Origin of the sequence: Rhizobium sp. NZLR1, from assembly GCF_017357385.1 — a bacterium.
Classification (GTDB): Bacteria; Pseudomonadota; Alphaproteobacteria; order Rhizobiales; family Rhizobiaceae; genus Rhizobium.
The window spans coordinates 717,672-737,769 of the sequence record NZ_CP071632.1; the positions used below are offsets into that span (position 1 = coordinate 717,672).

At 60.6% G+C, this 20,098-nt stretch carries 25 protein-coding genes; 19 read left to right on the top strand and 6 right to left on the bottom strand.

Annotated features, from left to right (window positions below; translation table 11 throughout):
- The 6 genes from J3O30_RS03590 to J3O30_RS03615 all read left to right on the top strand — a co-directional run bounded on the left by J3O30_RS03590 (window position 1) and on the right by J3O30_RS03615 (window position 5,228).
- The gene (locus tag J3O30_RS03590; protein WP_003556488.1) at window positions 1-390 is read left to right on the top strand and encodes a response regulator; all 390 of its coding nucleotides are present in this window, start codon (window positions 1-3) and stop codon (window positions 388-390) included.
- Window positions 387-941: a chemoreceptor glutamine deamidase CheD gene (cheD, locus tag J3O30_RS03595; protein WP_207582917.1), complete on the top strand. Its 555-nt coding sequence runs from the start codon at window positions 387-389 to the stop codon at window positions 939-941. The genes J3O30_RS03590 and cheD overlap by 4 nt, the downstream gene beginning before the upstream one ends.
- Before the next feature lie 16 nt (window positions 942-957).
- Complete coding sequence (locus J3O30_RS03600; protein ID WP_003584234.1) at window positions 958-1,347, top strand: hypothetical protein; 390 nt, start codon at window positions 958-960, stop codon at window positions 1,345-1,347.
- A 211-nt stretch (window positions 1,348-1,558) separates the two neighbouring features.
- The gene (fliF, locus tag J3O30_RS03605; RefSeq protein ID WP_207582918.1) at window positions 1,559-3,250 is read left to right on the top strand and encodes a flagellar basal-body MS-ring/collar protein FliF; all 1,692 of its coding nucleotides are present in this window, start codon (window positions 1,559-1,561) and stop codon (window positions 3,248-3,250) included.
- Between the two features lie 476 nt (window positions 3,251-3,726).
- Window positions 3,727-4,473, top strand: a complete 747-nt coding sequence (locus tag J3O30_RS03610; RefSeq protein WP_207582919.1) for a LuxR C-terminal-related transcriptional regulator — start codon at window positions 3,727-3,729, stop codon at window positions 4,471-4,473.
- Window positions 4,474-4,481: 8 nt separating this feature from the next.
- Window positions 4,482-5,228: a helix-turn-helix transcriptional regulator gene (locus J3O30_RS03615; RefSeq protein WP_207582920.1), complete on the top strand. Its 747-nt coding sequence runs from the start codon at window positions 4,482-4,484 to the stop codon at window positions 5,226-5,228.
- 198 nt (window positions 5,229-5,426) lie between these two features.
- On the opposite strand, the gene J3O30_RS03620 is transcribed toward J3O30_RS03615, so the two are convergent.
- From J3O30_RS03620 to motA, 6 genes are all read right to left on the bottom strand, one after another.
- Entirely contained in the window at window positions 5,427-5,870 is a 444-nt protein-coding gene (locus J3O30_RS03620; protein WP_207582921.1) for a hypothetical protein, read from the bottom strand.
- 5 nt (window positions 5,871-5,875) lie between these two features.
- On the bottom strand, window positions 5,876-6,955 hold the full coding sequence (gene flhB / locus J3O30_RS03625) for a flagellar biosynthesis protein FlhB (protein ID WP_207582922.1): 1,080 nt from the start codon (window positions 6,953-6,955) through the stop codon (window positions 5,876-5,878).
- Between the two features lie 336 nt (window positions 6,956-7,291).
- Window positions 7,292-8,332: a flagellar motor switch protein FliG gene (gene fliG, locus J3O30_RS03630; protein WP_207582923.1), complete on the bottom strand. Its 1,041-nt coding sequence runs from the start codon at window positions 8,330-8,332 to the stop codon at window positions 7,292-7,294.
- A 28-nt stretch (window positions 8,333-8,360) separates the two neighbouring features.
- Complete coding sequence (gene fliN / locus J3O30_RS03635; RefSeq protein ID WP_207582924.1) at window positions 8,361-8,948, bottom strand: flagellar motor switch protein FliN; 588 nt, start codon at window positions 8,946-8,948, stop codon at window positions 8,361-8,363.
- Window positions 8,949-9,013: 65 nt separating this feature from the next.
- Window positions 9,014-9,964, bottom strand: a complete 951-nt coding sequence (locus J3O30_RS03640) for a FliM/FliN family flagellar motor switch protein (protein WP_207582925.1) — start codon at window positions 9,962-9,964, stop codon at window positions 9,014-9,016.
- Window positions 9,965-10,837: a flagellar motor stator protein MotA gene (gene motA / locus J3O30_RS03645; protein WP_207582926.1), complete on the bottom strand. Its 873-nt coding sequence runs from the start codon at window positions 10,835-10,837 to the stop codon at window positions 9,965-9,967.
- A gap of 253 nt (window positions 10,838-11,090) precedes the next feature.
- Here motA and flgF point away from each other — a divergent pair, with 253 nt between their 5' ends.
- The 13 genes from flgF to fliP all read left to right on the top strand — a co-directional run bounded on the left by flgF (window position 11,091) and on the right by fliP (window position 20,026).
- On the top strand, window positions 11,091-11,825 hold the full coding sequence (flgF, locus tag J3O30_RS03650) for a flagellar basal-body rod protein FlgF (RefSeq protein WP_207582927.1): 735 nt from the start codon (window positions 11,091-11,093) through the stop codon (window positions 11,823-11,825).
- A 2-nt stretch (window positions 11,826-11,827) separates the two neighbouring features.
- Window positions 11,828-13,225 carry a flagellar protein export ATPase FliI gene (gene fliI, locus J3O30_RS03655; protein WP_207582928.1) on the top strand — a complete coding sequence of 466 codons (1,398 nt, stop codon included), beginning with the start codon at window positions 11,828-11,830 and terminating at the stop codon, window positions 13,223-13,225.
- 2 nt (window positions 13,226-13,227) lie between these two features.
- Window positions 13,228-13,770: a flagellar protein gene (locus J3O30_RS03660; protein WP_207582929.1), complete on the top strand. Its 543-nt coding sequence runs from the start codon at window positions 13,228-13,230 to the stop codon at window positions 13,768-13,770.
- A gap of 166 nt (window positions 13,771-13,936) precedes the next feature.
- Complete coding sequence (gene flgB, locus J3O30_RS03665; RefSeq protein WP_207582930.1) at window positions 13,937-14,329, top strand: flagellar basal body rod protein FlgB; 393 nt, start codon at window positions 13,937-13,939, stop codon at window positions 14,327-14,329.
- Between the two features lie 6 nt (window positions 14,330-14,335).
- Window positions 14,336-14,752: a flagellar basal body rod protein FlgC gene (flgC, locus tag J3O30_RS03670; protein WP_007633309.1), complete on the top strand. Its 417-nt coding sequence runs from the start codon at window positions 14,336-14,338 to the stop codon at window positions 14,750-14,752.
- Between the two features lie 2 nt (window positions 14,753-14,754).
- Entirely contained in the window at window positions 14,755-15,096 is a 342-nt protein-coding gene (locus J3O30_RS03675) for a flagellar hook-basal body complex protein FliE (RefSeq protein ID WP_207582931.1), read from the top strand.
- Between the two features lie 19 nt (window positions 15,097-15,115).
- Window positions 15,116-15,904, top strand: a complete 789-nt coding sequence (gene flgG / locus J3O30_RS03680) for a flagellar basal-body rod protein FlgG (RefSeq protein WP_164006538.1) — start codon at window positions 15,116-15,118, stop codon at window positions 15,902-15,904.
- A gap of 16 nt (window positions 15,905-15,920) precedes the next feature.
- Window positions 15,921-16,403, top strand: a complete 483-nt coding sequence (gene flgA, locus J3O30_RS03685; protein ID WP_207582932.1) for a flagellar basal body P-ring formation chaperone FlgA — start codon at window positions 15,921-15,923, stop codon at window positions 16,401-16,403.
- Window positions 16,400-17,521: a flagellar basal body P-ring protein FlgI gene (locus tag J3O30_RS03690; RefSeq protein ID WP_207582933.1), complete on the top strand. Its 1,122-nt coding sequence runs from the start codon at window positions 16,400-16,402 to the stop codon at window positions 17,519-17,521. Before flgA ends, J3O30_RS03690 begins: the two co-directional genes overlap by 4 nt.
- Entirely contained in the window at window positions 17,518-18,060 is a 543-nt protein-coding gene (locus J3O30_RS03695) for a MotE family protein (protein ID WP_207582934.1), read from the top strand. Before J3O30_RS03690 ends, J3O30_RS03695 begins: the two co-directional genes overlap by 4 nt.
- Window positions 18,057-18,773, top strand: a complete 717-nt coding sequence (gene flgH, locus J3O30_RS03700; RefSeq protein ID WP_007633287.1) for a flagellar basal body L-ring protein FlgH — start codon at window positions 18,057-18,059, stop codon at window positions 18,771-18,773. Before J3O30_RS03695 ends, flgH begins: the two co-directional genes overlap by 4 nt.
- Window positions 18,774-18,785: 12 nt before the next feature.
- Window positions 18,786-19,292: a flagellar basal body-associated FliL family protein gene (locus J3O30_RS03705; protein WP_207582935.1), complete on the top strand. Its 507-nt coding sequence runs from the start codon at window positions 18,786-18,788 to the stop codon at window positions 19,290-19,292.
- Window positions 19,289-20,026: a flagellar type III secretion system pore protein FliP gene (fliP, locus tag J3O30_RS03710; protein WP_207582936.1), complete on the top strand. Its 738-nt coding sequence runs from the start codon at window positions 19,289-19,291 to the stop codon at window positions 20,024-20,026. Before J3O30_RS03705 ends, fliP begins: the two co-directional genes overlap by 4 nt.
- Window positions 20,027-20,098: the final 72 nt, after the last annotated feature.

A 20,098-nucleotide genomic window follows, 5' to 3' on the forward strand; every position in this document is an offset into this window, starting at 1 on the left:
ATGTCGATCGCGGAGAAAATCAAAGTTCTGATCGTCGACGATCAGGTAACGAGCCGGTTGCTGCTCAGTGACGCGCTGACCCAGCTCGGTTTCAAGCAGATCACGTCCGCAGGCGACGGCGAGCAGGGCATGAAAATCATGGCCGAGCAGCCGCACCACCTGGTGATCTCGGACTTCAACATGCCGAAGATGGATGGCATCGGCTTCCTTCAGGCCGTGCGCACCAATCCGAACACCAAGAAGGCAGCCTTCATCATCCTCACCGCCCAGGGCGACCGAGCACTGGTGCAGAAGGCAGCCCAGCTCGGGGCCAACAACGTGCTCGCCAAGCCGTTCACGATCGAGAAGATGAAAGCGGCCATCGAAGCTGTGTTTGGAGCCCTGAAATGATCACTGAGGGGGCAGCCCGCCGCGTGCACATCATTCAGGGCGAGTACAAGGTTCTGAACGATCCGAATGCGGTCCTCTCGACCATTCTCGGTTCCTGCGTGGCTGCGTGCCTCCGAGACCCTATCGCCGGCATCGGCGGCATGAACCACTTCTTGCTGCCCGGTTCGGCGACGTCGCCGACCTCAGGCGGCGATGCCACCCGTTACGGCGTGCATCTGATGGAACTGCTGATCAACGGTCTCCTGAAACAGGGCGCCCGGCGCGACAGGCTGGAGGCCAAGATCTTCGGCGGCGCCAAGACGATCTCGACATTCTCCAATGTCGGTGAGCAGAACGCGGCCTTCGCCATGCAGTTCCTGAAGGATGAAGGCATTCCGGTGGTCGGTTCCTCCACAGGCGGAGACCACGGACGCAAGCTTGAATTTTGGCCCGTCTCCGGTCGTGCCCGGCAATACCCCCTGACCGGCGCCGAAACGCAGAGAACCGTCGCTCTCGAGCAGCGCCCTGCCGCTCCGCCGAAGCCCGTCGAAACCAGTATCGAATTTTTTTGATGTCGAGGATTTTCATATGACATTTAACCCGGTGATGGAGCCGCCTGCGCCTGTCGAGGCGTTGAGCGACATCCTGATGCGCATCGTTTCCGAACTGCACGATGTCGCCTATCTCATCGAGCGCATCGAGCCGCAGCTTCTCGATCTCGGCGGCGCCGAAATTCTGAATTCACCGGATGCCATGAAGGTCATGCAGGGCATCGACCTCGCCGTGCAGAAATCGCGTGGCCTTGCCGAGTTCATCGACACCATCACCGGCGAAATCCCGCACGGCTGGGCAGTCGACGTCGCCACCGCGCTCAGCCTCGTCAAGCTGGCAGAAATGCAGAAGGCATTGGGCGGCGCCACACGCCACGGCCATTCCCAGCCATTGAGCAAGGCAGCCGGCGACTTCGACTTCTTCTAAGGCGCATCGCTTCAAGCCGGATTCATGCGGCGCTCCAAGTCTTGATTTATGCATGTCGTTTCCCAAAACCGCTGCGAAGTTTTGGGGCGCATTCATTCGGCCTTTTTTGCTCCCGCCGGCGCTTCACGAAACGCTCGCACAAGTTTCGCCGATTATTCGTCAGATGAGGCAATAAGCCTGCTTTGTCTTTGACGAATCGTGCGAGAACAGAATGAATCTGTTAAATCAATTAGTTCAGATCTTTAAGAACTTCAGTTCCCTTGGCCGAACACGCCTGATGATTCTCGGAGGCGTCGGCGCCGTCTCTATCGCAATCGTCCTTGCGGCCGCTCTTTTCGTCAACAAGCCGGCACAGGAAACGCTGTATGTCGGTCTGGATGCGCCGGATCTCAACCAGATCAGCATGGCGCTTGCCGAAGCCAACGTCGATTTCCAGGTCGGTACGGACGGCACCAGTATCAGCGTCCCCGCAGGGATGACGGGCAAAGCCCGGCTGTTGCTTGCCGAGCGCGGCCTGCCGAACAGCGCCAATGCCGGTTACGAACTCTTCGACAATGTCGGCTCCCTCGGCCTGACCTCCTTCATGCAGGAGGTGACGCGGGTTCGAGCGCTGGAAGGCGAAATCGCCCGCACCATCCAGTCGATCTCCGGGATCACCGCCGCGCGCGTGCATATCGTCATGCCGGAGGTTGGAAACTTCCGAAAGGCGGAGCAGAAGCCGACCGCCTCCGTCATGATTCGTGCCAGCGCCACCACCGGGCGCAGTGCCGCGACCTCGATCCGCCACCTCGTCGCCTCGGCCGTGCCGGGGCTTGACGTCGATGACGTGACGATCCTCGATTCCGCCGGTCAACTGCTCGCTTCCGGCGACGAAGCGAGCAACAGCTCGCTGAACCGCTCGCTCACCATCGTCCAGAACGTCCAGCAGGAAGTCGAATCCAACATCGACAAGGCGCTGGCACCCTTCCTCGGCATGGACAACTTCCGTTCCAGCGTGACCGCCGATCTCAACACGGACGCCCAGCAGATCCAGGAAACGACCTACGATCCCGAGTCCAAGGTCGAACGCTCGGTCCGCTCGACCAAGGAAGCCCAGCAGTCGCAGCAGAAACAGTCGGACAGCGCGACGACGGTCGAGCAGAATATTCCGCAGGCGGCTCCCGAGGCCGGCGGCTCCGCCGGGCCCGAATCGCAGGACAAGTCCGACAAGCGCGAAGAGCAGACCAACTACGAAATCAACAGCCGGACGACGGCGACGACCCGCAACAGCTACAAGGTCGAGAAGCTGTCGATTGCGGTGGTGGTCAACAAGGGCCGCATCGCCAAGATGGTCGGCGAGCCCGCCGACCAGGCCAAGATCGATGCCTATCTTGCCGAAATGCAGAAGATCGTCGCTTCGGCGTCCGGCATCGACGCCAAGCGTGGCGACGTCGTCACCGTTACGGCGATGGATTTCCTCGAGAACCAGCTGCTCGAAGACGCCACCGGTGGTGTGCGCGTCATGGATATGCTGAGCCGCAACCTCGCCGGCATTATCAACTCTCTCGCCTTCGTCGCGGTCGCCTTCGTGGTGGTCTGGATGGGCCTGCGGCCTCTAGTGCGCAGCGTCAGCGGCAATGGCAGCTCGTCGGTCCTCGGCGACGCCACGCCGGAGGCGGCCGGCCTCGAGCTTCCGGACTTCGCGCCTTCCGCAGGCGCGCCCGGAGGAGCCCTCATGGACGGCTTCGGCTCCGACTTCGGCTTCGACAGCACCGAGGATCTGCTCAGCCTCGGCGACGACGACGGAAACTTCAATCGTCGCGTCAAGGAAGGCCCGGAGCGCAAGCTCTCCCGCATGGTCGAGATCAACGAGGAACGCGCCGCGAAAATCCTCCGGAAATGGGCGATCGACGAGGCAGCGTAAGAAAAAAGGCCGGGCAACCGGCCTTTTTCATGTCGGTACCACGCTTGATTTCCTGTAACGGGATCGTTGTCAGTTCCCGCAAACAAATGACGAACCGCTCTGGAAGCAGTGACGGTAAATGTCGGGCATTCGGCATGAAGACCAGGAACAGATCCGACCGCACCAGCGCATGATGCCGAAAAGTGTCGCTGTCGAGAAATTTAATAAGGCGAACTCGCGTAAAACGCGAATGAAGTTGCGATACCCCCAGAATCACCTTAGCCTCCCCTATATCTTGAGGGGTGGAATTGATCATCGAATCAGCGCATGGGCGACAGCGAAAGTAAATCCCTAGAAGTCGGAGATGGTGATTTGCATCGGCTGGCTTACCCTTGGGTGATTCGAAATGGGATTCGAGCGGAACTTGAATTGAATCCCTTACAGAAAAATTGCTGTTGCACCGAGTTCGATCGTTTCTCAGCCGCAGGACATTGCCAATGGATATGAACGTAATTCAGGCGAGCAAAGGCGAGAGGCAGATGGCGAATTTCGCGAGCGCGGTGATGCCGGATCTGTTGCCGCGCGATCAACTCCTCCAGCGCCTGCACGGCGTCGCTAACACTGGCAGGTTGCAGTCCGGTCTGCGGGCGCTGACCGAGTATGTGGGTGCTTCGCACTACCTTCTGGCGCGCTGCGATCTCCTTCAGGAAAGCGGTCTCGATTTCATTGTTTCGTCGGATTGGCCCTTTGACCTGGTCAGGGATATCGCCAATGATCTGGTTCGCGGCTATGCCCGTTCGACGGAGCTGGAAAAATGCATGCAGGTCTTCCAGCCGAATTTTGCTCTTATGCCTGATACTGCCGACGTGCCCGACGGCGCCAGCCGTCAATATTGTTCTCTCACCTTCAATGTCGGCCGGTCGCGGCTGGCCCTGATGTTCCTGTTCGGCGAGGGGTTCATCCTTTCGCCTGAGCGCCTGCGAGATGTGGGCCTGCTTGCAGGTTATGTCGCGAGTTTCCTCCGCTGCGGTGGTACGAGGGTCGACCGCGATTTCGAATTGACGGACCGCGAGCTGGAATGCCTCTTCTGGATCGCCGAGGGCAAGACCAGCGACGAGATCGCCATGATCCTCGGAATCTCCCGCAATACCATCAACAACTACATCACCAGCGTGATGCGCAAGACGGCGACCAAGACCCGGTCCGAGGCGATTGCCTTCGCCGTCCGCAATAATCTCGTATAGGGGGATCTATGGGGCATCCATCAGCCAGGACGATGAGCAGCGCCGAACAGCTGCGCATGGTGCGTGTGAACAGGATTTCCAGCCGGTCCGATCTTTTCCCGCGGCTGATTGCGATGCAGAAGCTCGCCGATGCTCAAGGGTTTGCGATCTTCCGCGTCAGCGGCTCGGGTCTTCCGGCAAAGCAGCGCCTTGTCTGCGAACTCGAGAACTGGGGGTCTTCCAATGCCGGCTTCGGCAAGGCCTTCACAGATGCCTATGGCGATATCCTTCTCGACCATATCGAGAAGTCTTTGTTGCCGCTCTCATGGGCCGGCGGTTACGACCATGCGGCACCTGGTCCTGCGGACTTCGCCCCGTTCATGACGCGGCTGCAGGACGGTATTGTGCCTTTTTCCGGCCTTGCCTTTCCAGTGCGGCTCGGCACGGTCGGCAACGGTTTCATCCTTTTCACCGGCGATGAGATTGATCCCTCGAGCGATACGATCGTCGAGCTGCACGGTCGCTGCTGCCATATTATGATGGATCTGCTCTCGCTCGACGAACGCCGCACGGCCACCGCCGAGGCGCTCAGCGAACGCGAGATCGCCTGTCTCCAGCTCGCCGGCGACGGCCGCATCAGCGAAGAGATCGCCGACAAGCTCGGCCTGTCCGTGCACACCGTGAACGCCTATCTCGGCTCGGCGACCATCAAACTCGATTCCGTCAATCGCATCCAGGCGATCGCCAAGGCGATCCGGCTCGGCTACATCAGCTGAGGCCCTGCGGGCCGGGCTCTTTCATTTTAAGATTGCGTTTGATGCGTGTCGCCCGGAACTGTGCAGTGGTTCCGGGCCTACGACACGCATCGTCGCATGAATCAAGTTTGATGCGACGCGCTTGAGTCAAAACCGTTTCCGATTGTGGGGCGATGCGCTGTCGAAGGACGGATGAAAGCGCGATTGTCCTGAGAGATGTCAGCCCGCCAGCGACCGGGGCGACTGATTGACGTTGTAGCGCGCTTCCCGGAGGCTCTTTTCGAGGAAGACGGTGTTTTCGTCGGGATCGGCCGAGGGATCCTGGAAAGCGATATGATTGATCTCGATGCCGGCGTGATCTTCGGCGAGAGTCAGCTGTGCATAAACGGTGACGCCGCGCGGCTTGATTTCCAGATCGAGAACGACTTCGGGCTTGCCGCCCCATTCCAGCGTATAGTTGCCGCCCAGGCCGAAATTCACCGTGCCCGGATGAAAGAAAAGCTCTGCCGCCGAAGCGACGAGATCGGAAAGGTTGCCGTAATACTCGAAGCGCAGCAGTGAAATAAGGTCAGAAGCATCCAGAAGGCGCAGTTCCGTGGCGACCGGGCTGATCGCAACTGCGAGGATCTTTTCACGCTGGGTAGAGTGAGGGCATTTTTTCATTCGGCTTATCTTACCCGTTTGTTCTTGGCATCTGCGGCGTAGACCCGGTGGATGAGCTCCGCAACGGCCTTATAGAAGACTGACGGTATGACACTATCGATCGAGACTTGCGCAAACATGGAGCGCGCAAGTGGCGGATCCTCGAACACCGGGATGCCGTTTTTTTCGGCAATCTCCCTGATTTTGAGCGCAATAAGGTCCTGGCCCTTGGCCAGCACCACCGGCGCGTCGTTTTCTTCGCGGGCATAGCGTAGCGCCACCGCATAGTGCGTCGGGTTGGCGATGACGAGCGTCGCCCGGTCCACATTGGCGATCATACGCCGGCGCGCGCGGTCGCGCATCAGCGAGCGCTGCCGCCCCTTGACGAAGGGGTCTCCCTGTGCCTGCTTGTTTTCTTCCTTGATTTCGTGCCGCGTCATCTTCAGCTCGGTGAACCAGTGATGGCGCGTCCAAAAGACATCGACGATCGCCACGATCGCGGTGGCGATCAGCACGACGATGATGATCTTGCGCATCGCCGTCGAGATCCGCACCAGGATCGTCTGCGGATCGGAGAACATCGCGTCGATCGAGCTAAAATATTCGCTTCTGAGCACAAAAAACAGGATCACCCCGACGACGACGACCTTGAACAGCGATTTTCCGAACTCGACGAGGCCCGGCAGGCTGAAGAGCCGTTCCCAGCCTTTGGCGGGAGAGATGCGCGAGGCCTGCGGCCGGATGCGTTCGAGCACCGGCGTCGGCAGGTTCTGGAAGACGGAGGAGGCGATGCCGAACACCATGAACAGGATGAAGGCCGGCGCCAGCAGCGCCGCACATGCCCAGCCGAGCTTGACGAACAGCGAAAGGACGTCGGGACCCGTCTCGATCTTCCACTGGTCGGGTTGCTCAAAGATGTCGCGCAGGGTTTCAGTCATGCGGCCGACGCTGTCGGGGAGGAAGAACACCAGATAGATATAGGTGGCAAGGATGGTCGCAAAGATCGACAGCTCGCGCGAAAACGGCACGTTGCCTTTCTCAGCCGCGTCGGTTTGCTTTTTCGCGGTCGGGGCTTCTGTTTTGCTGTCCTTGTCATCGTCTGCCAAGTCGCGGCCCTCCGTCGAAGAAATAGGCAGCAGCTACTGCATGTCGCCCAAAAGTGTGCAGCGGTTCTGGAATGACGACATGCATCAAAACAAAGAACTAAAGCGCGCCGCGGAAACCGGGTTCCCTGCGGCGCGCTTTAGAGCGCGGCCTGTATTGGAAGGGTAGTCGCCTGTCGCATGGCGATCAACAGCCGCTTTGCAGGCGGCTGGATTTGTCAACAGTCTCGGAGTGCTATGTATGTCGCTCGGAAGCGGGCAGCGGTATCCGGGATACCGATACGCATAAACCTGGAACGAAAACGGGTCGCACGAATGAAGGTCAATGCGCGCCCCGCTTTAGGCGGCTGCCGAAGCGTCGCCTTCCTTCTCCTTGAGCTCGATCTGGCCTGAGTTGGCCAGGCGAATCGCTTCCTGCGCCACGGCGCGCCGGGCAATGGCAATCTCGCGCGGATTGACGCCGCCCATGCCGCTCTGCAGATCCGATTCGATCATGCGGCGCTGGCGAGGGCTGATGGCGGAGAGAACCGATTCGCGGATCTCTGGCGGCGAACCGCGCAACGCGACGGTGAGCACATCCGTCGAGATGTCGTTGAGCAGCATGACGCGGCTGCGCTGCGGCATGTACATGAGGTCCTCGAACAGGAAGATTTTCGGACGGACCTTGTTGACGGATTCGCGGCTGATCGATTCCAGCGAGGTGAGCAGCGTGTCGACCTGCGGCTTGTCGAGTTCGTTCATGAGATCGGCGACCTTCGTCGAGCCGGCGGCATTGCGCTCTGCCTCTACCTCGGCAAGCAGCGTCATGACCTGGTTCTCGATGATCTGCGCAGCCTTCGGGCTGACGGCCTTCATGTTGACCGTTCGGTTCATGATGTCAGCACGGCGGTTGTCTGGGAGCTGCAGCAGCACCTTGGCGCCGAAGTTGGAAGGCATCATCGAAAGAATATAGGCGACGGTCTGCGGATGTTCGCGCAGCAGGAACTGTGCCACGAAGGTCGGCTCGGCCTCGCTGAGACGATCCCAGATCGAGGTTTCGTAGGCCTGGAATGCCGTGCGGCGGCCGAGCAGGCTGTCGACCTCGTCGGGCGTCAGGCCTTCTTCCAGAATGGCCTCGATCGCCTTGGCATTGTCCATCAGTCCGGCGCCCTCGGTGAAGAGGTCTTCGAATTCGCCGACGAGCATCAAGAGTTCGTCCGGCGGGATGGCGCGCAGCGACTGAGCGGATGAGATAATGGTCTGCAGTTCGGCCTGGGTGAAATATTTCAACAGCCGGCCGGCGACTCCCTTTCCCATAGCGAGAAGAACAGCCGCCGCCTTTTCAGCCTGGGTCAACGGTTTCCCGGCTAGCGCGCCGCCGAAATCGTCAAAGTCCATCATGGTCTAACCTCTCCGTCCCACACAGGGATCAGGCTTTTTTCGTACTCAAAACTTCTATCAGTTTCACACCGAATCGCGTGTCGTCATTATCAAGCACCGTAATCTCGCCGCGCGCAATCCTGCGGCCATTCACCATGATCTCGACCGGTTCGCCGATCTTCTTGTCGAGGGCGATCGTCGCCCCTTCATTGAGGTTCATCAGGCCGGAGACCTGCATGCGGCTGGTGCCGAGCATGATCTGGACGTCGATCGGGATGTCCATGATCAGGTCGAAGTTCGAATTCAGCGCGCTGCCGAGCGGAGCCGGCGATGCGTCGAAAGAGGGGCTGTCGCCGAAATCCATGCCGGCGGCCGGGCTGGCATTGCCGGCGCCGAAATCGCCGCCGAAATCGTCGCCGCCAAACGGGGTGTCCGACATCTCGCCGCCGAAGGCCGCCAGATCGGTTCCTGCTGCGAAGGCGTCGTTCTGCAGGTCGTCGCCAAACTGCGGCAGGTCGCCATCGGCATCCTGCTTCAGCACGCCGCGCAGATCGTCGATCGCTTGGTCGAGATCCGCTTCGCTGCCCGGAAGATCCAGGGAGAGGTCGCTGTTCTGCTGTGTTTTCTTCGTAGCCATGAAATCACTATTCCAGTTGAAACTTGCCTCAAACTGCCTTTGCAGCCCAAAAGCCAGAGAACCGATTAATTCATTAAATGACGGATGAGTTCGTCATCCGAGTTCATCGTATCCCGGACGCGGACCATGTAGTTTTCGCCTGAACGCCCGAACTCGCACACATACAATTCCTTGCTGTTGGCGCTGACCTCGACGCGCACGTCACCGCTGTCGCGGAACGGAATGACGTCGCCGACCATCAGCTTCGATATCGTGCGCAGCGTCAGGTCCTGCAGCCTGATCTTGGCCTCGAGTGTGACATGCGAGCGGCGGACCTGGTCGCCCAGCTGTTCGGTCCACTCCGCCGACTTGCCGGTCGCCTGGCGCTTCGGCTTCGGCGGCGTCACCTTGGTCTTGAGCAGCGCGGTCTGCGGAACCATCAACGAAAATTCCGAAACGATGCCGGCAAGCGTGATCGACATATTGATGGCGGCGGCGAATTCGTCCGGGCGGTCCTCCGGCGGCCGGGCGCGCATCTCGAGCGCGTGCGGGGCCGAAAGGCTCGGTTCGAAACCGCCGGGCGCGTTGACGGCCGAGCGCAGCACCTTGGCGATCTTGTCAAAAACCATCACCGCCAGGTCGATTTCGATGACCGACAGCAGCCGGTCGGCCGGCTCCTCGATCGTATCGGCGGTGGCGCCGAGCAGGTGCTCCATCAGCGTGATGACGAAACCGTTGCCGCAGGCAAGCGTGATGTTCTGCGACCAGTTGCGCAGTGTCACGTCGACGAGGGTGACGTTCGCGTTCAGGTCGTCGATCAGGTGGTTCTTATAGCCGATCTCGCAGCCGAGATAGTTGACCGTCACGTCGAGGCCGGTCTCGCTCTTGATGACGTCGGGAAAGAATTCGCTGTAGACTTCCCCGAAGGAACTGCAGATCTTGGCGACCCTGCCTCTATCGCCAAGCCCGCCTGTCAGCTTGGCGAGAAGGGCAGGATCCATTGCCGGTTTGTCATGCGAAGCATTGCTCATAGTCATTTAAGCCGCCTTGTTTTCGCCGCCTGGGTTCATCATTTCCTGTTCGACCGCGTCGATGGACGGACGCTCGTAAGCCGAGATCGTCTTGCGGCCGTATTCGAGAGCGACCTGCGGCACCGAGCCGTTCATGTAAGCAAGCAGCGTCTGCTTGACGATGACGTAGAGTCGGTGCTGCTTGTTGCGCACGATCTTGATCTGGGAGACCAGCGGCGAGCAGACGCAATAGGACAAGATAATGCCGAGGAAGGTGCCGACGAGCGCCGAGCCGATCAGGTGCCCGAGCACCTCAGGTGAATCGTTGATGTGAGCCATCGCCTTGATGACGCCGAGAACCGCGGCGACGATACCGATCGCCGGGAAGGAATCGCCCATGATCTGGATCGCGTGGTAAGGCTTCATCTTGTCATGCATGATGGTGTTGAGTTCTTCGTCCATCAGCGCCTCGATCTCGTGGCTGCGGGCATTGCCGATGATGATCAGACGCACGTAGTCGCAGATGAACGCCGTCAGTTCCTTGTTCTTCAGAACTGTCGGAGCCTGTTGGAAGATCGTCGATTCGACCGGATTGTCGATATGGGCTTCGATTTCGTTTCGCGACTTGGTGCGCAGGTCGCGCATCAGCGAATAGAGCACGCCGAGCGTGTCGAGATAATTGCGTTCTTTCGGCACAGCGTGCTTGAAGGCTTCGCCGAGCGCTTTGCCGGAATCCTTCACCACTTTCATTGGGTTCGCCATGATGAAGCTGCCGAGGCCGGCGCCGCCGATGATGAGGAATTCGAAGGGCTGGAACAGCGCGTTCACTTCGCCGCCCATCGCCATGAAGCTGCCGACGATGCAGCCGCAGACAACAATAAATCCGATAATAATATTCATCGTCAGCCCAATCTGAACGTTGCTTTTCTCTGAGACGGATAGGATTTCTGCCTTGCGTGAGGCTGATGAAAGGGCTGGTCGCGGGGCATTTCCGCGTGCCAGCTTCGCGCAAGCATCTGCCGTCAGGCTAAAGGAGACGAATGGGTGTCCGCACCCGTTTCTGAGATGCCGCCTCAGCGAAATCCCGGCCGAATCACAAAGACGACGCCCGGCTTTTCGTTCCGTTCATCGCCAATGCTTGGAGCTTACCGACATGCAATCCGGTCTTTATGTTTCACTGTCGTCGCAGATGGCGCTCGAAAAGCGCCTGACCACCATCGCAGACAACATGGCGAACGTGAACACGACCGGCTTTCGCGCCACCGAGGTGAAGTTCGACGAGATGGTGGCGAACTCCAAGAACAAGCTCAACACCAAGGTCGCCTTCGTTTCCCAGGGCAACGACTATCTGAACGAGGGAAATGGCGAATTGCAGCACACCGGCAACATGCTCGATTTCGCCGTCAAAGGTGATGCCTGGTTCTCGCTCGATACGCCGGCAGGCCGCGTCCTGACGAGGGACGGCCGCTTCACGCTCAAGGATACCGGCGAACTCGTGTCGATCCGCGGATATCCCGTTCTCGACGCCGGCGGCGCGCCCATCCAGCTCAACTCGAAGGGCGGCGAGCCGGCCGTCGGCACCGACGGCATCATCTACCAGGGCGACCGCCAGGTCGCCTCGCTCGGGCTGTTCGAGGCCGATGTCAGCAAGGGATACCTACGCTACGAAAACAGCGGCATCATGACCACTGACCAGCCGCGCGCCGTCGTCGACCGCTTCAATGTCGGCGTCGAGCAGGGTTATCTCGAAAACTCCAACGTCAACGCCATGCGCGAGATCACCCAGTTGATCGAAGTCAACCGCGCCTTCGAAAGCGTCTCGTCGCTGATGCGCGACAGCGAGGATTCCTTCAAGGAAGCCGTGCAGACGCTCGGGGGTAGCCGCTAAGCATGAGCACCACACTACTGTCCGAGGACGGTCTTTCCCCAAAATTGGCGCATCTGGCAGATCTCGTCGACCGATACGCATCGCCGGAGTTCGCGGTTGCCCATGGCGGTCGCGTGCAGACCATCGCCGCAGGCCACTACACGGTTCGCGGTCTCTCCCGCCATGTTCGCCTCGGTGAGTTTGTCGCCCATAAATCGGCGACCGGCGTCCATCTGGGTGAGGTCGTTCGCGTCGAGCCGGACCTGATTTATGTCTGCCCGATCGAACCAGGCGAGCCGATCGGCATCAACGATACGGTCATCCGCAAGGGCGCGTTTCGTATCTCACCGTCTGACAGCTGGTGCGGGCGCACCGTCAACTCGCTCTGCGAACCGATCGACGGGCTGGGTCCGATCACCGAGGGCCTCGATCGCCGCTCGATCGCCAATACCGCGCCGCCCTCGATGACCCGCAAGCGTGTCCAGACCGGCTTCAAGACCGGCGTACGCGCGATCGACATCTTCTCGCCGCTCTGCCTCGGGCAGCGCCTCGGCATCTTCGCCGGTTCCGGTGTCGGCAAGTCGACGCTTTTGTCCATGCTCGCCCGCGCCGACGCCTTCGACAAGGTCGTCATTGCGCTTGTCGGCGAACGCGGCCGCGAGGTGCGTGAATTCATCGAGGATACGCTCGGCAGCAATATGAAGAAGGCTATCGCCGTCGTTGCAACCAGCGATGAGAGCCCGATGCTGCGCAAGATGGCGCCGCTGACGGCCGTCACCATCGCCGAACATTTCCGCGACAAGGGCGAGAATGTTCTCTTCATCGTCGACAGCGTCACGCGTTTCGCCCATGCGATCCGCGAGGTGGCGACTGCCTCCGGCGAGCCGCCGATCGCACGCGGTTACCCGGCTTCCGTGTTCACCGAGCTGCCGCGCCTGCTGGAGCGCGCTGGTCCCGGCCCCGAGGGCGCCGGCACCATCACGGCGATCATCTCGATTCTCGTCGACGGCGACAACCACAACGACCCGATCGCTGATTCGACGCGCGGCATCCTCGACGGTCATATCGTCCTGCAACGCAGCCTCGCCGAAGAAGGGCGTTACCCACCGATCGATCCGCTAGCCTCGATTTCGCGTCTTGCCCGCAAGGCCTGGACGCCGGACCAGGAAAAGCTGGTCTCGCGGCTGAAGGTGCTGATCCATCGCTTCGAGGAAACACGCGACCTGCGCCTAATCGGCGGTTACCGCCAGGGTGCCGATCCCGATCTCGATATGGCGGTCAAGCAGGTACCGATCATTTACGACGTCCTGAAACAGTCGCCGGGCGACCGCGACTCGGCCGATGCCTTCGCCGATCTCGCCGGCGCGCTCAAAGCTGCAGCCGGTATGGGCAATCAGGGCGCACCCATTCAGAGGAGATAGACGTGGCTGAATTCGACGACGAACGCATCGCTTCTCTGAAGCAGCGCCGGAAGACCGTCATCCTGGATCGGCTTCTGACTTTCACCGGCCTGGCGCTTGCCGGCGCTTCCGCCTTCTTTCCGTGGTATGTATTTTTCAACGAAGATAAGTTCGGCATCAACGTCGCCGCCAGCGACAATTCGCGCGAATTGCCGGATTGGCCGGCCCGCAACGTCTTCAGCGTCTCGCCGCTTGCCATGATCAACAAGAACGAGCCGGACAAAAAGGCCCCGCCGATCGATCCGCTGACGACGGCAACGGTTTCCGACCTCGGCAAGGAACGCAATGGCCGCCCCATACCCGAGGATCAGCCTTTCCCTGGCAAGTCTTTCTTCCGCCTGCTGCACGTTTCCAACGGCCGGGCGCTGATCGAGGATCCCTCGGGTATGTATGTGGTGCGCATCGGTTCGATCCTGCCCGACGAGAGCCGCCTAGCGACACTCGAGCAGCGCGACGGCAAATGGGTGATCGTTACCTCCAAGGGCGATACCTACCAGAATAATTGAACCTGTCGGCCAACGCCGAAGGCAACAGGGGCTCCGCCGCGAACCGGCCGGAGCCCCTGTTTTTTTGAGCGCAGCGCTGCCCGAAAAGCGCCTTGAAACCTGAATTCCCGTAAGTCCCACGCAAGATTACCGCACTAGGTTCGGGACAGTAAAAACGGAGAGTCTCATGCAACCGATCCAACTTTTCGACTTGGCTTCGCGACAGGCGGAATGGCTGACGATCCGTCAGCAGGTTGTTGCCGGCAACATCGCGAATGCCAACACCCCGAAGTTCCACGCCAAGGACGTCACGCCCTTCGACGCCGTGCTGGACAAGTCCGACATCACCATGACGCGCACCAATCCGGCCCATCTCAGCGGCAATGATTTCAGCGCCAGCGGCGATATCGACGTCAAGGACGCCGCACTCGACCAGGAAATCGGCGTCCAGGAATCAGGCAATACCGTCGGTGTGGCCGAAGAGCTCTCCAAGTCGGGCGATATCAAGCGCCAGTACGATCTGAACACCTCGCTGGTCAGTTCTTTCAACCGCATGATGTTGATGACCGTCAGGAAGTAAAAATTCATGGATCCGCTTTCAGCAGCAATGAAAATCGCCGGTTCCGGGCTCGAGGCGCAGTCGACGCGCCTGCGCATCGTTTCGGAAAACATCGCTAACGCTCGCTCGACCGGCGACACGCCTGGAGCCGACCCCTATCGCCGTAAGACGATCACCTTCGGCCAGCAGATGGATCGCGCCAGCGGCGTCGAGACGGTCGATGTCAAGAAGGTCGGCGTCGACGAAGGCGACTTCAGCACCGAATTCGACCCCAGCAATCCGGCCGCGGATCAGAAGGGCGTCGTCAAACTGCCGAACGTCAACATCCTCGTCGAGATGGCCGACATGCGCGAAGCCAACCGCTCGTATGACGCCAATCTGCAGACCATCAAGCAGACCCGCGATCTCATCTCCTCCACGATCGACCTCCTGAAGAGCCAATAATAATGATCAGCAGCGTCCAGAATGTCAGCAACCTTTCGATGACCCGAGCGCTTGGCGCCGTCGACACCGAAAATTCCGCCTCGTCGTCTGCCGCCACCATGCCGGGCACCGCAGGTGCGGCCAACGGCATGAGCTTTGCCTCCGTCATGGGCAACATGGCAACCGACGCGGTCACCAGCCTGAAGGGTGCGGAAAGCATGTCCTTTGCCGGCATCAAGGGCACGGCGACGACGCGTGAAGTCGTCGATTCCATGCTCCAGGCCGAGCAGACGCTGCAGACCGCGATCGCCATCCGTGACAAGGTCGTCTCGGCCTTTCTCGAAGTCACCAAGATGCAGATGTAACTGAATTGAGGACGAACACATGAGAGCGCTCGCCATCGCAGCAACGGGCATGGATGCCCAGCAGACCAATCTGGAAGTCATCGCGAACAATATCGCCAACATCAATACGACGGGTTTCAAGCGCGCTCGCGCCGAATTCTCCGATCTTCTCTACCAGACCGAACGCGCCAAGGGTGTCGCCAACCGCGCCAACCAGGCCGTCGTCCCGGAAGGCGCCAATATCGGCCTCGGCGTCCAGACCTCGGCGGTGCGCAACCTGCATCTCCAGGGCGAACTGACCCAGACCGGCAACGACCTCGACGTGGCGCTGATCGGCAAGGGCTTCTTTCAGATCCAATCGACCGACGGTACGACGCTCTACAGCCGTGCCGGCGCCTTCAACAAGAACGAGCAGGGCCAGCTCGTCACCATCGACGGCTACGAGGTCCTTCCCGGCATCACCATTCCGACGGGCTCGACCGAGCTGACGATCAGCCGCTCGGGCCAGGTTTCGGCCAAGCTGCCCGGCGCGACGACCGCGACCACGCTTGGCCAGCTGACGCTTGCCGATTTCGTCAATGAGGCCGGCCTCCAGCCGATCGGCGACAATCTCTTCCAGGAAACGGCTGCCTCCGGCGAAGCCGTCGTCGGCAATCCCGACGAGGAAGGTTTCGCCTACATGAAGCAAGGCTATCTGGAATCCTCGAACGTCGACCCGGTGAAGGAAATTACCGAGCTGATCTCGGCCCAGCGCGCTTACGAAATGAATTCCAAGGTGATCACCACCGCTGACGAAATGGCCACCGTCGTCAGCAAGAACCTGAAGTAGAGGGAAGGGCCGAAACATGATGTTTTGCCGGGCAGGACACATCTCAGGATGGGTGGCGGCAGCCACGATCGCAGTCGCGGGCATTTTCTTGCCCGCGGACGCGGGTGCCGGCATGGGTTATGCCGTCGTCCCGACGACGATCATCTACCCCGGCGACACACTGTCGGCCAGCCAGCTTCAGGAGGTCGAGGTCACCAACCCCAACCTCGCCGGCGATTTTGCCAAATCCATTTCCCAGGTCGAAGGCATGGTCTCCAAGCGCACGTTGCTGCCGGGCCGCACGATTTCGGTTTCGGGTCTGCGCGAAGCCTATACGGTGACCCGCGGCTCGTCGATCCGCCTGGTCTTTTCGCTTGGCGCGATGACGATCTCGGCTGCCGGCTCGCCGCTCGAAGACGGCTCGACCGGGCAGGTCGTGCGCGCACGCAATATGGATTCCGGGGTTATCGTCAGCGGCACGGTGCTTGCGGACGGCACGGTCCATGTGAGGGCAAAATGAAATTGTTCTTCCGTTTCTTGACCCTTGTCGCGGTCTTCGCCATGAGCCTGGCCGACGTCGCGCCCGCCTGGGCGCTGACCTCCCGCATCAAGGATATCGCTTCGCTTCAGGCCGGCCGTGACAACCAGCTGATCGGTTATGGCCTGATCGTCGGTCTGCAGGGAACCGGCGACGGCTTCCGTGCCTCGCCTTTCACCGAGCAGTCGATGCGGGCGATGCTGCAGAATCTCGGCATCTCGACTCAGGGCGGCCAGTCCAACGCCAAGAACACGGCGGCCGTCATGGTCACCGCCAACCTGCCGCCCTTCGCTAGCCCCGGCAGCCGCATCGACGTGACGGTGAGTTCGCTCGGCGATGCGACGTCGCTGCGCGGCGGCACGCTCGTCATGACCTCGCTTTCCGGCGCCGACGGCCAGATCTATGCCGTCGCGCAGGGCGCCGCCATCGTTTCCGGATTTCAGGCGCAGGGCCAGGCCGCAACGGTGACCGAAGGCGTGACGACCGCCGGCCGCGTGCCCGGCGGCGCGATCATCGAACGCGAACTTCCGTCGCGCTTCAAGGACTCGGTCAATCTCGTCCTGCAGCTGCGCAACCCCGACTTCTCGACGGCAATCCGCATCGCCGACATCGTCAACGGTTATGCCTCGGCACGCTTCGGCGGCCCGGTCGCCGAAGCCAAGGATTCGCAGGAAGTGGTGATCCAGAAGCCGCGCACGGCCGATCTCACCCGGCTGATGGCCGACCTCGAAAATCTCATCGTCGAAACCGATACGCCGGCCAAGGTGGTCATCAACGAGCGCACCGGAACGATCGTCATCGGCTCGGACGTCCGCGTTTCGCCGGTTGCAGTCAGCTACGGCACACTGACGGTTCAGGTTACCGAGACGCCGCAGATCATCCAGCCCGAACCTTTCTCGCAGGGCCGGACCGCCGTCCAGCCGCAGACCGATATCGCGGCTGAGCAGACCGGCGGGCGCGTCGCCATCATCGACGGTCCCGACCTCAGGACCCTCGTCGCCGGTCTCAACAATATCGGCGTGAAGCCGGATGGCATCATCGCCATTCTCCAGGGCATCAAGTCGGCAGGCGCCCTGCAGGCGGAGCTTGTGCTGCAATGATAAAGTTCATCAACCCTGACATGACGGTCCTGCAATTGCTGCGCCGGCTGGCGCTGCCCGCAGCAGGCCTCGTCCTTCTGTCGATCCCGGGCGCCTTCGCGCAGGAGCATGCGCCGGCGGGAGACATCATCTCCCAGGACGAGGTCAAGCAGTTCTGCACCAACATCGCCGACCCCGCCCGCGACCAGCGTTACCTCCTGCAGAAGCAGGAGCTGGAAAAGCTTCGCGCCGACATCGACGCCCGCATGGCGGAAATGGATAAACGCAAGGCCGAATACCAGGACTGGCTGAAGCGGCGCGACGATTTCCTGAAGCAGGCTGAAGCCGGCCTCACTGAGATCTATAAGAAGATGAAGCCGGATGTGGCCGCACTCCAGCTGCAGGATATGAAGATCGAGGTGGCCTCCGCCGTGATCATGCGGCTCGGACCGCGTCAGTCGAGCCTCATCCTCAACGAGATGGACGCGAAGAAGGCCGCGGCCATCGCCAGCGTCATCGCCAGTGCGTCCGATCCCAATACGTCGAAGGATCCTTCATGAATATGCGTCTCCCGGCCGCGATTGCCGCCCTCGCACTCCTTGCGGGTTGCCAGTCTCCGACGGCAGTCAGCGAGATCGGCCGTGCGCCCGCCATGAGCCCGATCGGCAGCGGCCTTGCCTACGGCCAGACGCCGCAGATGGCGCTTTATCCGAAGCAGCCGCGCGCTGTGGCGCAGGGTTATTCGCTGTGGAGCGATTCACAGGCGGCGCTCTTCAAGGATGCACGCGCGCTCAACGTCGGCGACATCCTGACCGTCGACATTCAGATCAACGACAAGGGTTCTTTCGACAACGAGACCAACCGCAGCCGCAAGAATTCGAGCGGCATGAACTGGGACGTCAACGCCCAGATCTTCGGCTGGACGCCTGAGTCCAAGACCGACCTGACCTATGGCTCCGACACCAGCACCGACGGCAAGGGCAAGATCGAGCGCACCGACAAGCTGACGTTGCTGGTCGCCGCCGTCGTCACCGGCATTCTCGAAAACGGCAACCTCGTCATATCGGGCTCGCAGGAAGTCCGATTGAACCAGGAACTGCGTATCCTGAACGTCGCCGGTATCGTTCGTCCGCAGGACGTCAATGCCGAAAACCAGATCTCCTACGACAAGATCGCCGAAGCCCGCATCTCCTACGGTGGCCGCGGCCGCCTGATGGAAGTGCAGCAGCCTCCGCGCGGCCAGCAGGCCGTCGATCTTTTCTCGCCGCTTTGAGGCTGAACGACGATGGCAGAGCCAGACGCAAGCGCAGATCAATCAAAGAAGAAATCCGGCACGCTGATGACGATCATCGGCGTCGCCGTCCTGACGCTGCTCGGCGCCGGTGGCGGCTGGGCGGTCGGCACGATCGTCGCGCCCAACATCAAGGGCGCCAAGGAGGCCGAGCAGGCCAAGGACGCCGAAGCGAAGAAAAAGGGTGAGGAAGGCCTGGCCCACATCTCCACCGAGGCCAACAACGTCGTCCAGCTCGAGCCGATCACGTCGAATCTCGCTTACCCCTCCGAAAACTGGGTCCGACTTGAGGTCGCGCTGCTCTTCAACGGGCCGCCGGATGTCAAGGTTTCCGAGGATATTCATCAGGATATCCTCGCATATATCAGGACCGTTTCCCTGCAGCAGATCGAGGGGCCGCGGGGCTTTCAATATCTCAAGGATGACATACAGGAACGTGTTGACCTTCGCTCGCAAGGGCGCGTATCGAAGGTCATGTTCAGGACATTTGTCATCGAATGATTCGTCTCATAGTTTTCCTTGCCGCCATGATAGCGGTACCGGAACTGGCGGTGGCACAGCAGCTGCCGACTAACCTGTTGAACGTGCCGGTCGATGGCTCCGTCGCCGCCTGGATCATCCGCACCTTCGGCCTGCTGACCATTCTTTCGGTCGCGCCGGGCATCCTGATCATGGTGACGAGCTTCCCGCGCTTCATCATCGCCTTCTCGATCCTGCGCTCAGGCATGGGCCTCTCCTCCACGCCCTCCAACATGATCCTTCTGTCGCTGTCGCTGTTCATGACCTTCTACGTCATGTCGCCGACCTTCGATCAGGCCTGGCAGAACGGCGTGCAGCCGCTGCTTGCCAATCAGATCAACGAAACCGAGGCGGTCCAGCGGATCGCCGAACCGTTCCGCACCTTCATGTCGGCCAATACCCGCGACAAGGATCTGGCGCTCTTCGTCGATCTGGCGCGTGAACGCGGACAAAATATCCAGACGACCGATCCGATCGACTACCGTGTGCTGATCCCGGCCTTCATGATTTCCGAGATTCGCCGCGGCTTCGAGATCGGCTTCCTCGTCGTCCTGCCGTTCCTCGTCATCGACCTGATCGTCGCTACCATCACCATGGCGATGGGCATGATGATGCTGCCGCCGACCTCGATCTCGCTGCCGTTCAAAATTCTCTTCTTCGTGCTGATCGACGGCTGGAACCTGCTTGTCGGCAGCCTGGTGCGCTCATTCAACTGACAGGCTGCGGCCTCTTCCTTTTCCAAACGTGAAAACCCGCCGGATTGCCCCGGCGGGTTCTTTCGTGGCGTT

Excerpts from the sequence above, each read along its gene's own strand:
- J3O30_RS03590 (WP_003556488.1), top strand. The coding sequence starts at position 1 with ATGTCGATCGCGGAGAAAATCAAAGTTCTGATCGTCGACGATCAGGTA.
- cheD (WP_207582917.1), top strand. The coding sequence starts at position 387 with ATGATCACTGAGGGGGCAGCCCGCCGCGTGCACATCATTCAGGGCGAG.
- J3O30_RS03600 (WP_003584234.1), top strand. The coding sequence starts at position 958 with ATGACATTTAACCCGGTGATGGAGCCGCCTGCGCCTGTCGAGGCGTTG.
- fliF (WP_207582918.1), top strand. The coding sequence starts at position 1,559 with ATGAATCTGTTAAATCAATTAGTTCAGATCTTTAAGAACTTCAGTTCC.
- J3O30_RS03610 (WP_207582919.1), top strand. The coding sequence starts at position 3,727 with ATGGATATGAACGTAATTCAGGCGAGCAAAGGCGAGAGGCAGATGGCG.
- J3O30_RS03615 (WP_207582920.1), top strand. The coding sequence starts at position 4,482 with ATGGGGCATCCATCAGCCAGGACGATGAGCAGCGCCGAACAGCTGCGC.
- J3O30_RS03620 (WP_207582921.1), bottom strand. The coding sequence starts at position 5,870 with ATGAAAAAATGCCCTCACTCTACCCAGCGTGAAAAGATCCTCGCAGTT.
- fliG (WP_207582923.1), bottom strand. The coding sequence starts at position 8,332 with ATGATGGACTTTGACGATTTCGGCGGCGCGCTAGCCGGGAAACCGTTG.
- fliN (WP_207582924.1), bottom strand. The coding sequence starts at position 8,948 with ATGGCTACGAAGAAAACACAGCAGAACAGCGACCTCTCCCTGGATCTT.
- J3O30_RS03640 (WP_207582925.1), bottom strand. The coding sequence starts at position 9,964 with ATGACTATGAGCAATGCTTCGCATGACAAACCGGCAATGGATCCTGCC.
- motA (WP_207582926.1), bottom strand. The coding sequence starts at position 10,837 with ATGAATATTATTATCGGATTTATTGTTGTCTGCGGCTGCATCGTCGGC.
- flgF (WP_207582927.1), top strand. The coding sequence starts at position 11,091 with ATGCAATCCGGTCTTTATGTTTCACTGTCGTCGCAGATGGCGCTCGAA.
- fliI (WP_207582928.1), top strand. The coding sequence starts at position 11,828 with ATGAGCACCACACTACTGTCCGAGGACGGTCTTTCCCCAAAATTGGCG.
- flgB (WP_207582930.1), top strand. The coding sequence starts at position 13,937 with ATGCAACCGATCCAACTTTTCGACTTGGCTTCGCGACAGGCGGAATGG.
- flgC (WP_007633309.1), top strand. The coding sequence starts at position 14,336 with ATGGATCCGCTTTCAGCAGCAATGAAAATCGCCGGTTCCGGGCTCGAG.
- J3O30_RS03675 (WP_207582931.1), top strand. The coding sequence starts at position 14,755 with ATGATCAGCAGCGTCCAGAATGTCAGCAACCTTTCGATGACCCGAGCG.
- flgG (WP_164006538.1), top strand. The coding sequence starts at position 15,116 with ATGAGAGCGCTCGCCATCGCAGCAACGGGCATGGATGCCCAGCAGACC.
- flgA (WP_207582932.1), top strand. The coding sequence starts at position 15,921 with ATGATGTTTTGCCGGGCAGGACACATCTCAGGATGGGTGGCGGCAGCC.
- J3O30_RS03690 (WP_207582933.1), top strand. The coding sequence starts at position 16,400 with ATGAAATTGTTCTTCCGTTTCTTGACCCTTGTCGCGGTCTTCGCCATG.
- J3O30_RS03695 (WP_207582934.1), top strand. The coding sequence starts at position 17,518 with ATGATAAAGTTCATCAACCCTGACATGACGGTCCTGCAATTGCTGCGC.
- flgH (WP_007633287.1), top strand. The coding sequence starts at position 18,057 with ATGAATATGCGTCTCCCGGCCGCGATTGCCGCCCTCGCACTCCTTGCG.
- J3O30_RS03705 (WP_207582935.1), top strand. The coding sequence starts at position 18,786 with ATGGCAGAGCCAGACGCAAGCGCAGATCAATCAAAGAAGAAATCCGGC.
- fliP (WP_207582936.1), top strand. The coding sequence starts at position 19,289 with ATGATTCGTCTCATAGTTTTCCTTGCCGCCATGATAGCGGTACCGGAA.